Origin of the sequence: Paenibacillus antri, from assembly GCF_005765165.1 — a bacterium.
In the GTDB taxonomy this organism is placed as follows: Bacteria; Bacillota; Bacilli; order Paenibacillales; family YIM-B00363; genus Paenibacillus_AE; species Paenibacillus_AE antri.
Window position 1 is genome coordinate 1 of record NZ_VCIW01000035.1, and the last position, 13,080, is coordinate 13,080.

The 13,080-nt window shown below is 56.4% G+C and carries 15 protein-coding genes; 14 read left to right on the forward strand and 1 reads right to left on the reverse strand.

Annotated features, from left to right (window positions below; genetic code table 11):
- The 14 genes from FE782_RS30375 to FE782_RS30440 all read left to right on the forward strand — a co-directional run.
- The coding region (locus FE782_RS30375) for a transposase (RefSeq protein WP_158299619.1) at nt 1–756 on the forward strand (756 nt) is incomplete at its 5' end.
- Nucleotides 757–960: 204 nt separating this feature from the next.
- The gene (locus FE782_RS30380) at nt 961–1,338 is read left to right on the forward strand and encodes a GntR family transcriptional regulator (RefSeq protein ID WP_202914644.1); all 378 of its coding nucleotides are present in this window, start codon (nt 961–963) and stop codon (nt 1,336–1,338) included.
- Nucleotides 1,339–1,341: 3 nt separating this feature from the next.
- Nucleotides 1,342–2,055, forward strand: coding sequence for an ABC transporter ATP-binding protein (locus FE782_RS30385; protein WP_138198112.1), 714 nt, complete (start codon nt 1,342–1,344; stop codon nt 2,053–2,055).
- Nucleotides 2,056–2,181: 126 nt separating this feature from the next.
- Complete coding sequence (locus tag FE782_RS30390; protein ID WP_138198113.1) at nt 2,182–2,799, forward strand: hypothetical protein; 618 nt, start codon at nt 2,182–2,184, stop codon at nt 2,797–2,799.
- A 2-nt stretch (nt 2,800–2,801) separates the two neighbouring features.
- Nucleotides 2,802–3,863 carry a DUF4097 family beta strand repeat-containing protein gene (locus tag FE782_RS30395; protein ID WP_158299620.1) on the forward strand — a complete coding sequence of 354 codons (1,062 nt, stop codon included), beginning with the start codon at nt 2,802–2,804 and terminating at the stop codon, nt 3,861–3,863.
- A gap of 17 nt (nt 3,864–3,880) precedes the next feature.
- Nucleotides 3,881–4,810 carry an ABC transporter ATP-binding protein gene (locus FE782_RS30400; RefSeq protein ID WP_138198115.1) on the forward strand — a complete coding sequence of 310 codons (930 nt, stop codon included), beginning with the start codon at nt 3,881–3,883 and terminating at the stop codon, nt 4,808–4,810.
- Nucleotides 4,803–5,747 (forward strand): ABC transporter permease, encoded by a 945-nt coding sequence (locus FE782_RS30405; protein ID WP_138198116.1) that lies wholly within the window; start codon nt 4,803–4,805, stop codon nt 5,745–5,747. Before FE782_RS30400 ends, FE782_RS30405 begins: the two co-directional genes overlap by 8 nt.
- Before the next feature lie 94 nt (nt 5,748–5,841).
- Nucleotides 5,842–6,312 (forward strand): GyrI-like domain-containing protein, encoded by a 471-nt coding sequence (locus FE782_RS30410; protein ID WP_138198117.1) that lies wholly within the window; start codon nt 5,842–5,844, stop codon nt 6,310–6,312.
- A 347-nt stretch (nt 6,313–6,659) separates the two neighbouring features.
- A complete protein-coding gene (locus tag FE782_RS30415; protein ID WP_138198118.1) occupies nt 6,660–7,574 on the forward strand; it encodes a macrolide 2'-phosphotransferase in 915 nt (304 codons plus the stop codon).
- A 41-nt stretch (nt 7,575–7,615) separates the two neighbouring features.
- Nucleotides 7,616–8,023 carry a DUF1801 domain-containing protein gene (locus FE782_RS30420; RefSeq protein ID WP_138198119.1) on the forward strand — a complete coding sequence of 136 codons (408 nt, stop codon included), beginning with the start codon at nt 7,616–7,618 and terminating at the stop codon, nt 8,021–8,023.
- Nucleotides 8,024–8,159: 136 nt separating this feature from the next.
- Nucleotides 8,160–8,702, forward strand: coding sequence for a PadR family transcriptional regulator (locus tag FE782_RS30425; RefSeq protein ID WP_138198120.1), 543 nt, complete (start codon nt 8,160–8,162; stop codon nt 8,700–8,702).
- A gap of 17 nt (nt 8,703–8,719) precedes the next feature.
- Nucleotides 8,720–9,088 carry a DUF4180 domain-containing protein gene (locus tag FE782_RS30430; protein ID WP_138198121.1) on the forward strand — a complete coding sequence of 123 codons (369 nt, stop codon included), beginning with the start codon at nt 8,720–8,722 and terminating at the stop codon, nt 9,086–9,088.
- Between the two features lie 102 nt (nt 9,089–9,190).
- Complete coding sequence (locus tag FE782_RS30435; protein ID WP_138198122.1) at nt 9,191–9,586, forward strand: NUDIX hydrolase; 396 nt, start codon at nt 9,191–9,193, stop codon at nt 9,584–9,586.
- A 118-nt stretch (nt 9,587–9,704) separates the two neighbouring features.
- Nucleotides 9,705–10,859: a GntR family transcriptional regulator gene (locus FE782_RS30440; protein ID WP_138198123.1), complete on the forward strand. Its 1,155-nt coding sequence runs from the start codon at nt 9,705–9,707 to the stop codon at nt 10,857–10,859.
- A 64-nt stretch (nt 10,860–10,923) separates the two neighbouring features.
- On the opposite strand, the gene FE782_RS30445 is transcribed toward FE782_RS30440, so the two are convergent.
- Nucleotides 10,924–12,975 carry a GxGYxYP domain-containing protein gene (locus FE782_RS30445; RefSeq protein ID WP_138198124.1) on the reverse strand — a complete coding sequence of 684 codons (2,052 nt, stop codon included), beginning with the start codon at nt 12,973–12,975 and terminating at the stop codon, nt 10,924–10,926.
- Between the last annotated feature and the right edge of the window lie 105 nt (nt 12,976–13,080).

Consider the following 13,080-nt stretch of genomic DNA (forward strand, 5'->3'; position numbering starts at 1 on the left):
ACGATAAAGGTCAGTACTACCGACCCGGACAGTGGATACATGGTTCGCGACGGGAAGCCGGAGGGCTTCTTTTACCTCGATCATCGCACCGTAGACCACAAGTTCAATATTGTTACGGATGTGCATGTTACCCCTGGCAACGTTCACGACTCGGTCCCTTATGTCGCTCGCTTAGAACGCCAAATCCAACGCTTTGGATTTCATAAACTTGAGGCCGTCGCACTGGACGCCGGTTACTTAACAGCACCAATCTGCAAAGAACTTCATGACCGTAACCTCTACGCGGTCATTGGTTACCGTGCGTACACGCCGGCTAAAGGTTTGTTTGCAAAGTGGCGTTTTAAATACGACCCGGAGAAGAATGCCTACATATGCCCCGAAAAACATGAGTTGGCGTACTCAACCACAGACCGTACGGGCTACAGATTGTACAAATCCGACAAACGGATTTGCAGTAACTGCCCAGTCCTCGAGCAATGTACTCGCTCGCGGAACCACCAGAAAGTAATTACCCGACATGTTTGGGAAGACAGCAAGGAATGGATCCGGAAGAATCGATTGAGTCCTTCCGGAAAGTACTTGTACCGATTGAGATACCAAACGATTGAGCGAAGTTTCGCGGATGCCAAAGAGCTCCACGGACTTCGCTATTGCCGTTTCCGTGGGCTTGCGAACATAAACGAGCAAGCGTTGATGACGGCCACCGTACAGAACATAAAAAAGATCGCCCTCTACCTAGCCAAGAAGGCAGGATGAGTAAGGCGATCTTTTTCAATACCAGAATCTAAACCATAAAAAGAGAAAAGCCTCCGATAAACGGTGGCTTTCTCTACAGTCTGACTCGTCGAGAGACGAGTTTTTTCTTTTGCCGAAATAACGTTTGACATTCAGGCGAAAAGGAAATATTGTAATAGTGCACTAGTGCAATAGTGCACTGGATTGCGAAGGGAGGGTCGCAACATGCAGTTGAATTTCAACAGCCCGAAGCCCATATATTTGCAAATGGTCGAAGAGGTCAAGAAAGCGCTGGCCAGAGGAGAGCTTTCGCCGGGCGATAAGATTCCTTCCCATAAGGAGCAAGCGCAAATGTCGCAAGTGAATCCCAATACGGTGCAGAGGGCGTATCAAGAGATGGAGCGAGAGGGACTCACGGAGACGCTGCGAGGGCAGGGAACCTTCATCCGGAACGATCCGGCGTTGCTGGCGAGAATTCGTTCGGAGATGGCCGCCCGGGCCGTACAACATTTCATCGAAGAGATGCGCGGGTTAGGAATCGATCCGAACGAGACGGAGCGGCTGCTGCGCGAACGGTTATACAAGGGGAACGAGGAGGTGTAGACGATGTCGGACGACATCCGCGAACATATTGTCGAATGCAAAGGAATACATAAGCGCTACTTATTGAAGCATGCCGTGAACGGAATCGACCTTCAAATCAAGAAGGGCAGCATCGTCGGGCTGCTGGGGCCGAACGGCAGCGGAAAGTCGACGCTGCTCAAGATGATGGCGGGACTGATCTACCCGACCTCCGGGACGATTCTCGTGAACGGGCGGGAGCCGGACGTACGCAACAAGAGTCGAATCGCGTACTTACCGGAGATCGACTATTTGTACGGGTGGATGACGGTCGCCGAGACGCTTCGATTTCTATCCGGCTTCTATGACGACTGGCAGGAGGAGAAGGCGGCGGAGATGTTGTGGACGATGGAGCTGGACGGCAACCAGAAGGTGCGCAATCTCTCGAAGGGCTTGCGCGCAAGGCTGAAGCTGATCGCGGCGTTCTCGCGGTCCGCGCCGCTCATTCTGCTCGACGAGCCGTTCTCCGGCATCGACCCGTCTTCGCGCGCGAAGATCATCCGTTCGATCATTCAACAATTCGATGCGGCGGAACAGACGATCATTCTGTCGACGCATTCCTTGAACGAATCGGAGCCGATGTTCGACGACGTCGTCTTCCTGCAGCAAGGCCAAGTCATCATTAACGATACAGCGGAAAATCTGCGCTCCGAGTACGGTTGTTCTCTGGAAAACATCTGGGAGAAGGTGTACGAATAGATGGGATTCCGTAATTTATTTTTTAAAGAATGCAAGGGAGTTCTCCCTCTATTCGCCGTGTTGTCGGGTGCGACGGTGCTGTGGCATCTTTTCATCTTGTACAAAGGCCAGGGTTGGGAGGAAGACGTGATCTTCGTGTTGTCGTTGGTCGTGCCGTTCCTGACCGTATCGGCGATGGCGATCGGCACGGGATACTACCAGCTTCACACTGAGTGGAAGACGAACTCGATTTACTTACTCCTCTCCTTGCCGATACGAGGGTGGAAAGTGGTGACGGCGAAGCTGGCTGCGGTCTTATCGTTGCTGCTTCTTACGATCCTATGCATCGGCGTCAGCTTCGCACTCATCTTGCTGCGTCTGAAGTGGGGCGAAATCAGCGTCAGCGAGGAATGGCCGGAGGTCGTGCCGGCACTGCTGAACCTGACGCTCAACAGCTTCTGGATGTATTGTCTAACGGTAACGCTTCTCATTTTAATCATTCAGTTCGCGTATTTGTGCGGGCAGCTCGTCGGGAAGTTCAAATGGGCGGTCACCCTGGCCGCAGGCTTCGCAGCGTTGTACCTCGTGTTTCGGGTAAGCCCGATCCTGTCGAGCTTACTGTCCTGGATGCCTGAACTGTTCTATGGCGGAGTCGATTTCGACGCGCTGTATTTGCACTCCGGTCCCTTCCTCGTGCTCATGCTCCTATGCGGGGCGTTCCTGTGGCTGAACGGGTATATTTTCGAACAAGAGGTGGAGGTATGAGGATGACGTTCCGGAAAAAGAGACTCGTAATCCTATCCTCGGTCGCCGTCCTGTTCTGCCTCTTGGTTTTGGATCTCTGGATCAAAAAAGAAGAAATGTTCGAAGCGTTCGGCAGCCAATTCCTTCACGCGGGGAAGACGGACGAGTATCAGGAGGCGCATCGGGACGCGACCGCCGCGGCGGAGCGGCAGCTTACGATCGACGGCCAAGGAGTCGAGGAAGTGCACCTTGCCGGCCACCGGGGGAAGATCTCCGTGCGACGGGCGCAGGCTAGCGAAATCGAGCTGCGTTACACCGCGACCGCCGTCGGCAGGAACGAAGCGTCCGCCAACGAGAAGGCGAACGCCGTCGCGGTCGAGGAGAAGCTCGAGGGGGGGCGGCTGACGTTGACGCCTTCGGCGGAATCCGGCGCCGTCTCGATCGATTACGTCCTGTCGGTCCCGGACGGAACGAGGCTGCGGGTGGAAAGCGAGGACGGTTCCATCGATATCCGCGGTACGACGGGAGACGCCGAGGTGATCGCGGTTCGGGGCAAGGCGGACGTCGTCGGCGTCGTCGGGCATGTTTCGGCGAAGGCCGCGTATGGCGAAGCGTACTTCGCGAACATTCAGGGGAACGTCGACCTCTCGAACGAATACGGGAGCGCGACGATCGAATCGGTGGAGGGCGTCGTAACGTTCGACAGTCGGTCCGGCGACACGTTCCTGTCGCGCATCGAAGGAGCGGTCTCGGGCGACGCGAATTACGGTTCGGTCCGCTTCGACGAAATTTCGGGACCGGTCGCGGTGACCGGCATGGATGCGGCGCTTCGGCTGGATCGTATCCGGAACGACGTTCGTCTCGACGCCGAGTCGGGGCAAATCCGGTTGATCTTGTCGGAAGCGGAAGGGTATGCCGTGAACGCGACCGTCGTCGACGGATGGATCCAGGCTCCCCCTTCCTTGCCGGTCGAAGCGGATCCGACCGGGCCGTACGGGTCCCGGACGCAGGGCGTCTTGGGAAGCGGCGCGTGGAACGTGGACGTCCGCGCGGTGTCGACCGACGTCGTCATTCACGTAAAATAAAGGAGGTTCTGCCGGCGATGAGCGATACTCCCGTAGTAAGTCTTCGCAACGTAACCAAAAAAATCGGACGCTCGACGATCGTGGAGGATTTGACCTTCGACGTCCCTCAAGGAGAAATCTTCGGCTTCCTTGGACCGAACGGAGCCGGCAAGACGACGACGATTCGAATGATGGTCGGATTAATGTCGATTACGAAGGGCGATATTCTCATTAAGGGGAAGAACGTCAAGACCGAATTCGAGCAGGCGATTCGCCACGTCGGCGCCATCGTGGAAAATCCGGAGCTGTATAAGTATCTTACCGGTTATCAGAATTTGATTCATTACTCGCGCATGATTCCCGGCGTGCCGAAGGAGCGCATCGACGAAGTCGTGAAGCTGGTCAAGCTGGAAAATCGGATCCGCGACAAGGTGAAGAAATATTCCCTTGGCATGCGACAGCGGCTTGGCGTCGCGCAAGCGCTGCTTCACCGGCCGTCGCTGCTCATTCTCGACGAACCGACGAACGGTCTCGACCCTGCCGGCATTCGCGAGCTTCGCGACTATTTACGCTACTTAACCAGGACGGAAGGGATCACGGTCATCGTCTCCAGCCATCTGTTATCCGAGATGGAGCTGATGTGCGATCGCATCGCCGTCATTCAACGGGGCCGGTTGGTCGACGTGAAGCGAATCCAAGATTTCATGGAATCCGACGAGGCGGCGCAGACGTACGTGATCGAGACGACCGCCGCCGAATCGATGCTGGCGGCGGTCGGCGAGATGTACGGGATTCGCGAGAGGCGGATCGTGCCGGAGGGCGTGGAAGTCGTCACGGAGCGCGAACGGATTCCGGATCTCGTGGCGCATCTCGCGCGTACGGAGCTCCCGATTTATGGGGTCCGCGTCTTGCGTCAGTCGCTCGAGGATCGATTCTTGGAGATGACGGGGGGAGAGAAAATTGGGTAATTTGCTCCTGAACGAAAATATGAAAATATACCGCCGGGCGCGCACGTGGGTCATGATCGGTTTGATGATCGGCGGCGTGCTGCTCGGAAGCTTCGTCGAGTGGTATTACGACGGCCGGGACGCCTCCGAAGCTACATGGCAAGAACAGGCGGCGTCGGAGAAGCAGCGCTACCTCGAGCTGCTCGCCGAACCGGAATTGGATGCGGAGGATCGGACGTTCTTCCAGGATCGAATTTCGATTCTCGATTATCGGCTGGCGCATGACGTTCGCCCCGAAGACGGCACGATGTGGGAAGGGATTCTCGGTTCCGCGGAGCTGATGGTCTTGATCACGTTGTTCACCGTCATCGTGGCCGGGGACAGCTTGGCCGGCGAATTTTCGGCCGGCACGATCAAGCTGCTGCTCATCCGTCCGGCGAGCCGGCTTAAGATTCTCGTCTCGAAATATTTGTCGCTGATCGTATTCGGACTTCTGCTCCTAGCGATCCTGTTTCTCGTCTCCGTCGTCGCGAATGGCTTGATTTATCGGTTCCAAGCGGTGAATCTCCCGTTATTGACCGTCGACGCCGAGGGCGTGGTCGTCGAGAAATCCATGATGGCGACATTATGGCAGACGTATTTGCTCAACGGCGTGTCGACGATCCTCTTCGTGACGATGGCGTTCATGATTTCGGCCGCGTTCCGAAGCAGCGCGATGGCGATCGGGATTTCCATCTTCGCGTTGTTTGCGGGAGCCGCCATGTTGGAGCTGCTGCAAGCCTACGAATGGAGCAAATATTTGTTGTTCGCCAATATCGATTTGACGCAGTATCTTGGCGGAAGACCGTACCGGGAAGGGATGACGTTGCCCTTTTCCATATCGGTGCTGGTCGGGTATTTCCTGTTGTTCAACTTGATCGCTTGGCAAGTATTTACGCGAAGAGACGTAGCCGCATAGAGAGATCCTCATAGTTTCTTGTTTACAACCGAACAAATATTCGCTAATATGAGTCTTGTGGTACTATTTTCCTCTTGCTTAGAAGGAGGTTTATATGAAGACCGAACAGGACGCGATATTGGATCGGGACGAGCTTAAGCTGGTAGGGTTTTCCATCGTGGAGAGCTTGAATCAAGTGATGGAGACGATGAGCGTCGGGAAGCTGCGCGCGGAGCTGGCGAACCGGATGGATGAGATCGGGAACCGGGTCGGGACAGGGATGTATTTGCTCCAGATTTATCCGCAAGACGGTCATTGGACGCACGACGTTCCTTACCGGCATGTCATCGGCTACGATGTCGCCGGCTTCGAAGACATTCCCGGCGATATGACGACGTATACGGTGCCTCAAGGGCGATACGTCAAGATCGTCCACCAAGGTCCGGAATCGCAGCTCGCCGCTACATACGACTACATCAATAAGACGTACGGCGTCCGACCGATCGATATCGAATATTGGGACGACCTCGACGCGCTGGAGACCGAATCCGGGCGAATCGAGCTATTTATTCCGGCGAATCGTTGATTTCGTCGCGTCGCTATGCTAAGCTGAAACCACTTTACGATGAACGGAGGGGTACGTGTGTTGGACTACGCCCGGTTGAGAAAGCAATGCATCTAATTGCGGCTTCCTCATCATACTCTGCCTGCGCGCAGAAGTAACGGGATCGGTATGTCCATACACAGGTACCCTAGATCTTTATTTGTTTATGCTTGCGAACGCTCCTCCGTACGTATCGGGAGGGCGCCTTCTTTTGCATACGCAGATTCTAGGGCCGTCGGTACATTCTTTTTCGTTCCTTTCTGACACAGGCATCCATGCGCTGTGTTTTTTTTGTGTATATTTAACGACGAAAAAGGAGTGTTGCTCTCATGACGGCAACGGCAAAGAAAGAAGAAATGATCGCTCTCGCGGAACGGAACGGGTTGAGACTGGCGGCGAGCAGCGTGGAGATCAACGAGTCGGGAATGGATTTCCTCGTCGCGTTCGCGAAGGAGGAGACGGGCGCGGAGTGGGTGCTGCGCAAGCCGAGGCGATCCGACGCGTGGGAGCGCGCGGAGAACGAACGGAAGGCGCTGTCTTTCCTTCGCGGGAAGCTTCCGGTCGAGGTGCCGGACTGGCGAATTTGCACGCCGGAGCTGATCGCGTATCCGCTGCTTGGAGGCGCGCCGATCGGAACGGTCGATCCCGCGGGCGGCGGGTACGTCTGGAAGGTAGATCAGCAGGCGCTGCCGGTAAGCTTCTTCGACTCCTTGGCGAAGATGCTCGCTTCGCTGCACGGGATCGATCAAGCCGAGGCGGCGGCGGCCGGCGTACGGGTGAAGCGTCCGGCGGAGGCGCGCGCGGCGTTCGCCGACAATATGAGGGAAATCGGGAATGCCTTCGATATTCCCGAAAAGCTTCAAGCGCGTTGGGATGCATGGCTGGCCGCGGATTCTTATTGGCCGGCGCATTCGACGTTGAACCACGGCGATTTGCACCCGCCGCATATTCTAGTTGACGATTCGGCGAAGGTGACGGGCTTGATCGATTGGACGGAGGCGGAATGCGCCGATCCGGGGAAGGACTTCGTTATCTACTTCGCGCTCTTCGGCGAGGAAGGCCTCCGGGATCTGTTGAAACGGTACGAGTCGCACGGAGGCAAGGTTTGGCCGCGGATGGCGGAGCATATCGCGGAGCAGTGGGCCGCGTACCCGGCGCTCGTCGCGAAGTTCGCGCTGACGACGGGCCGAGAGTCCGACATGGAGATGGCGAGAGGCATGATCGCGCACTTCGCCGCGCAATAAGAAATTTCTTCATTGACGAATTTTCGATTGGAGGAGAGAGTATGGGCGCGCGCGAGAAACGATCCGGAGAAGAGCAAGTAGCCGAGTTTCTATCGAAGCTCGAGCACCCGTTGAAACGGGAGATCGAAGAAGTGAGGAAGCTCGTGCTGGGGACGGGGCTCGGGTTTGCCGAGCGGATCAAGTGGAACGCGCCGAGCTTCGCGATCGACGGCGAGGATCGCATTACGTTCCAACTCCGGGGGGAAGGTCTGTTTCGGTTGATTTTTCACTGCGGCGCCAAGTCCAAGAGCCGGGAAGGCTCGGGTCGGTTGATCGACGACGGGGGCTGGTTGGAGTGGGCGTCCGACGATCGGGCGATCGCCGTATTCACGGATATGGACGACGTACGGGCGAAGGAAGACCGGCTGCGGAGCGTAGTCGCCAAGTGGGTCGCCGCAAGCAGAGGGTAAGGGGAAGTTAACGAAAATATCGACAACGCGAGAACATGCGCACCGTCAGGCGATTCGCCTGGCGGTTTCGCGTTTGCTAATCGAGTAACATATGTTACTATTAACATACGTTACTCGATTTGGTGGTGGGCGAACAATGTCGATTCAATATGCGATCTTAGGCATCCTCAGTTATCGGTCCATGAGCGGATACGATCTGAAGAAGATCATGCAAGATTCCCCGGTTTTTCCATGGTCCGGCAACAACAATCAAATTTACAAATCGTTGGTCGAGTTACTGGAAGCCGGGCTTCTGTCCCATGAGGTGGTGCATCAAGAGAGCTCGCCTTCGAAGAAAATATACTCGATCACCGACGCCGGGTCGGAAGCGTTGAAGCGATGGGCCCGTTCCGAGCCCGAACCGCCGGAGTGGAAGAAGCTGTTCCTCGCTCAACTCGCATGGGCCGACGTCTTGTCGGCGGCGGAGCTCGACGGGTTGATCGGCCGATACGAGGAGGAGGTCGAGTCGCGGCTTCGACTGCACGAGGAGCGGATCCGAAGAGCTTCCTTCGCGCCGGCGAGAACCGTCAGAGAAAGCGCGCTGTGGGACATGATCAACGAGAATGTACTTGATCTCTATCGCAACGAGAAGGCGTGGATTCGGAAATTAAGAGCCAGGCTGGCCGATGTAACGAAATAGGGGAGGGATTCTGGACTATGAAATACGAGTTTATCGAGAAAGACGGAGTCGAATACGTCGCTTTCCTGCAAGGGGAACGCGAGTTGCGTACGGAGCAGGACGCGTCGGATTTGATCGGCGCGTGCTTCGAGCGGGGGATATCCCGGTTGCTGCTGCATGCGGACGCGCTGAGCGAGGACTTCTTCCGGCTTCGAACCGGCCTCGCAGGGGCCGTGATGCAGAAGCTCGTCAATTACCGCATTCGGACGGCGGTCGTCGTACCGGAGGATCGTCTCGTCCTCGGCAAGGCGAAGGAGATGTTGGCGGAGCTGAAGTTCGGCAACGCGTTCAGATCGTTCTCGAACGAGCATGAGGCGGCGCAGTGGCTCGCAAGGGACGGGGGTTGAACGATGGGGCGCGCGATAGGATTCGAGATGGCAGTCAGGATGCGAAGGCGCATTCCGCAGTTGACGCCGACGTGTTCGGATACCGCCTAGGAGGTGGAACGCTTGACGAAGATCGATAAGCTTGCATGGATTCGCCTGGAGCGAGGACGCGTCTTGTGCGTGCGTTCCATTGGGAAGGACCTTTATTACTTGCCCGGGGGCAAGCGGGACGCCGGGGAGACGGATGCCGAAGCGCTCTGCAGGGAGATCGAAGAAGAGCTGTCCGTTCGACTGAAGCCGGAGACGATCGCCTGCTTCGGGGCGTTCGAGGCGCAGGCGGACGGGAAGGCGGAGGGGGTTACAGTCAAGATGTGCTGCTACACGGCGGATTTCGACGGACGCTTAAGCCCCGCTTCGGAGATCGAAGAGATGGCCTGGCTGTCGTACGAAGAGCGGGAGCGGGTATCCCTCGCGGGTCGGATCGTGTTCGACAGTCTTCGCGGGAAAAGTTGGATATAAGAAACGATAACATGGCTTCCTAACAAGGGTGGCCATGTTATTTTTATTTCCTTGAATTCTTCTTAGGAAAAATATAATATATATAACATAACAAATATGAGGAATACTTGGTGAACCTATGAAGAGCGATCGCATTCCACTGTACCAACAAATTCAAGAATATATAAAGGATCTCATCCGTTCCTCGGGGCTCAAGCAGGGCGACCGAATTCCGACGGAGCAAGAGCTGATGAGTTTATTTCAAGTGAGTAAAATCACGGTCGTGAACGCTTTGGCCGGGTTGGTCAACGACGGCTTGATCACCCGCGTGCCGGGTCGCGGCAGCTTCGTCAACGAGCCGAAGCCGGAGAACGCGTCGACCGATTCGGAGCCGACGGCCGGGCAGGGTACGGAGGAATGGGAGCCCGATCGGGAGCGGAAGCTCATCGGGATCGTAATGCCGAGCATCGACGATTATTTCGCGGTTCGGCTGATCGATGGGATGCGGAAGGGGTTGCGCGAGAAGGGATACCAGCCGATCATTCAATTGTCGGACGGCTTGTTGGAGCGGGAGAAAGATGCGATCAAGCTGTTTATGGATATGGGCGTCCAAGGCTTGTTGATTTTCCCGGTGGACGAAGAGCAGTACAACGAGGAAATCTTAAGCATGAAATTCAGCGGATTTCCGTTCGTGCTCATCGATCGTTACCTGCCCGGCGTCGAAACGGATTACATTGCGTCGGACGGGCGTCTCGGCGCGGAGCTCGCCGTGGATTATTTGTGGAGCTTGGGCCACCGCGAGATCGCGATCTGCTCCGACTCGCCGCTGCAGACGGTTACGGTGCAGGAACGGATCGAGGGGTATATGAATGCCTTAAAGCATAAGGGAGCGCTTATCAATCCCGCGCACATGATCACCGATTTCAGCTTGGATTCGACGGCAGACGCGAAGGAACATCCCCTGTTTCGTTATATTAAGAACCGGATGGCTACCGCCTATATCACTTTGAACGGAAGGCTCGGGGCGCATATTTACCAAATGGCGGAGCAGGCCGGATTGAAGGTGCCGGAGGACTTGTCGATCCTGTCGTTCGACGATCCGACGGCGATTGTAGAGAGCTTCACCTCTTTCTCGCATGTCAAACAGTTCGAATGGGAAATCGGTTATCGGGCTGCGGGACTTCTTCTTGAGCGAATTCAGTCGGGGGTTGGGCAGGAGAGGAGAGGGAAATACAGCAAAATACTGATTCGCCCGGAGCTGGTCGTTCGTCACACGACGGGTCCAAGCAAATAATCGGAAAACAGAAAAAGCTGTTCGGACCTTCATGCGTAGCATGGCATCCGAACAGCTTTATTCGTTACTTCTTCGGCAGACCGTACGCTTCGCGAATGAGCGAGAAGTAATGGTCCGCCCGCACGACCTCGTATTCCGGTCCGAGAGACGAAGTGAGCGCGGCGACATCCGTCGGCGTCATGCTCCAAGCCAGCAGACCGAGCGATACGAACAGCGGAGATTGTCCGTCCCAATCGGCTTTGGCCTCGTCCAGGATGTTCTTTCCGTCCTGCGCGGTACTAATGCCCTGGATCGTGGACACGGGAAGCGTCCCGTTCAATACTTCGACGCCGTGTCGGTTTTCCCAGCTCAGGAACAGTCCCGGAACCTTGTACTCTTCCTCATATGCGGCCGCCTCCGATTCGCTAAGCGGCACGTTCTCGCCGTTCACCCGGTTAAGGACATACGGGATGGTCATGCCCGTCTTTTTCAAGTAAGAATACGTATCCTTCAGGAAGCCGGGGAACGTCTCGTCGGGCCACGGCGTCGGGTAGAAATAACCTGCGCCGGACGGACCCGCGATGATCAGATCGTTATCCGTCGCCGTCTCCCGGAAATAATTCAGGATCGCCGGGGCGCCGTCGTGCAGCAGGGGGCTCGATGTCCAGTTGATCGGCACCTCGCCGCGAGCCGGATCGTCCCACAGAATGCGCATTCGGTGCTGATTGTATTGGAAGTTGTCTCCCTCGCTGAAGGTATACGTTACGTATATTTTGTTTTCGAGCGCAGGCGCCTTCGTCGGGTTCGCTGCCACAGGTTGGATCTTCGTTCCGGAGAAGACGGTCAGGTTACTGAACCAATCCGCGGCTAATACATAGACGCCGTAGTTGGACACGATTTCCACGGAGCTGAATTCGCCGGCGACATCGTTGCTGAACCAGCCCAAGTACGGAGTGCCCGGTTCGACGTCGGATAATATGTTCTCGAGGAGCGCCTTCTCTTCCGGTACGTTCGACTCCAGCCAGAACACCATGGCTTGGTTGGCGACGGCGTAATCGCGAAGATAGCCGTACGGTTCTTTGCGTTCGGAGGAAGGCGGCCGGATATTGCCGGCGGACACCTTGAACTGGTTCCACATGTCGACGGTGGCGGTCAGCGTAGTCGTGCCGGAAGGCGGCGTGAATTCGTACGTGAAATAACGGCCGTTGTCCGCGAAACGGTGGCCGCCCGAGCCGGAGGATACCTGAGAATTTTGCCGGTCGTACAGGAACGGCTCCTCTTCCGGAGTTCCGGGAACGAATTGCGCGATCACTTGGCCGTCCGCCTCGACGGTCACTTGGTGAACGGCCGGTCCCCAGCCGTCCTGCGGGAAGGCATCGTCGAACCGAAGGTATACCGATTCTTGCCCTAAGAAGGTCGACAGGTCGATCTCGTACGAATTCCGGTTGGCGGCGTCGCGCTCCTGCGTCGGTTCCTCGAGAATCGTCTCGAAGGAAGCGGGCAAGCCGGGAGGGATGCGAACCGATGTATCCGGGCTTAAGCCGATGAGCATTCTGTGCGTCGTCTGGCTCCATAAGTTTTCGTATTGCCACGTATAAGCGTCCATGCGATCCTCGAACTTCCCGCGTAAATCCTCGATGATATCTAGATCGTACGGCGCCGCCTGCAACCGTTCCGCCAATTCGGGTCCGGCGACGACGGCGTTCTTCAAGCCGGCGAGCGTTGTCGCGACGTTGATCGAGTCCGGCACCTCAGGGTCGTAGACGACCATGCCTTGGACTTCATCGATGTATTTGTCCACGACGGCCCAGTAATCGTCGTGCATGCGGTAGGGCACTTGAAGGTCGTTCAGCCAGGTCGTTCGGCCTTCCTCGACGTTTTCGATCAAATACACTCTCGGCTCCGTCCGATTCACGATGCCTTGCAGCGTGGCCAGAAGAAGCTTGTCGTCTCCGGGAGCGTCGTACACGTCTGCGACGTCCAGATGCTTCGGTTCCGCGAAGGTCGGCAGCGCCTGCCCCTTCGGCCAAATGACCGAGCCGTTCGACGGCGTCGGATCCGTAGCGGCGGATGCGCCGAGCGACATAGAAGCCGTGCATAGGAGCGCCACGCAAGTCGTCGTAAGTTTTCGAATCATAAGTAAATGACACCTCGTTCCTTATGAATGGTCGACCGGTACTTCTCCTTGCCTGTTCCTTATTCACCTCCACTGTCGGCCGGATAATGGAAACACTTACAAATA

Excerpts from the sequence above, each read along its gene's own strand:
- FE782_RS30380 (WP_202914644.1), top strand. The coding sequence starts at position 961 with ATGCAGTTGAATTTCAACAGCCCGAAGCCCATATATTTGCAAATGGTC.
- FE782_RS30400 (WP_138198115.1), top strand. The coding sequence starts at position 3,881 with ATGAGCGATACTCCCGTAGTAAGTCTTCGCAACGTAACCAAAAAAATC.
- FE782_RS30395 (WP_158299620.1), top strand. The coding sequence starts at position 2,802 with ATGACGTTCCGGAAAAAGAGACTCGTAATCCTATCCTCGGTCGCCGTC.
- FE782_RS30410 (WP_138198117.1), top strand. The coding sequence starts at position 5,842 with ATGAAGACCGAACAGGACGCGATATTGGATCGGGACGAGCTTAAGCTG.
- FE782_RS30415 (WP_138198118.1), top strand. The coding sequence starts at position 6,660 with ATGACGGCAACGGCAAAGAAAGAAGAAATGATCGCTCTCGCGGAACGG.
- FE782_RS30385 (WP_138198112.1), top strand. The coding sequence starts at position 1,342 with ATGTCGGACGACATCCGCGAACATATTGTCGAATGCAAAGGAATACAT.
- FE782_RS30430 (WP_138198121.1), top strand. The coding sequence starts at position 8,720 with ATGAAATACGAGTTTATCGAGAAAGACGGAGTCGAATACGTCGCTTTC.
- FE782_RS30440 (WP_138198123.1), top strand. The coding sequence starts at position 9,705 with ATGAAGAGCGATCGCATTCCACTGTACCAACAAATTCAAGAATATATA.
- FE782_RS30420 (WP_138198119.1), top strand. The coding sequence starts at position 7,616 with ATGGGCGCGCGCGAGAAACGATCCGGAGAAGAGCAAGTAGCCGAGTTT.
- FE782_RS30445 (WP_138198124.1), bottom strand. The coding sequence starts at position 12,975 with ATGATTCGAAAACTTACGACGACTTGCGTGGCGCTCCTATGCACGGCT.
- FE782_RS30425 (WP_138198120.1), top strand. The coding sequence starts at position 8,160 with ATGTCGATTCAATATGCGATCTTAGGCATCCTCAGTTATCGGTCCATG.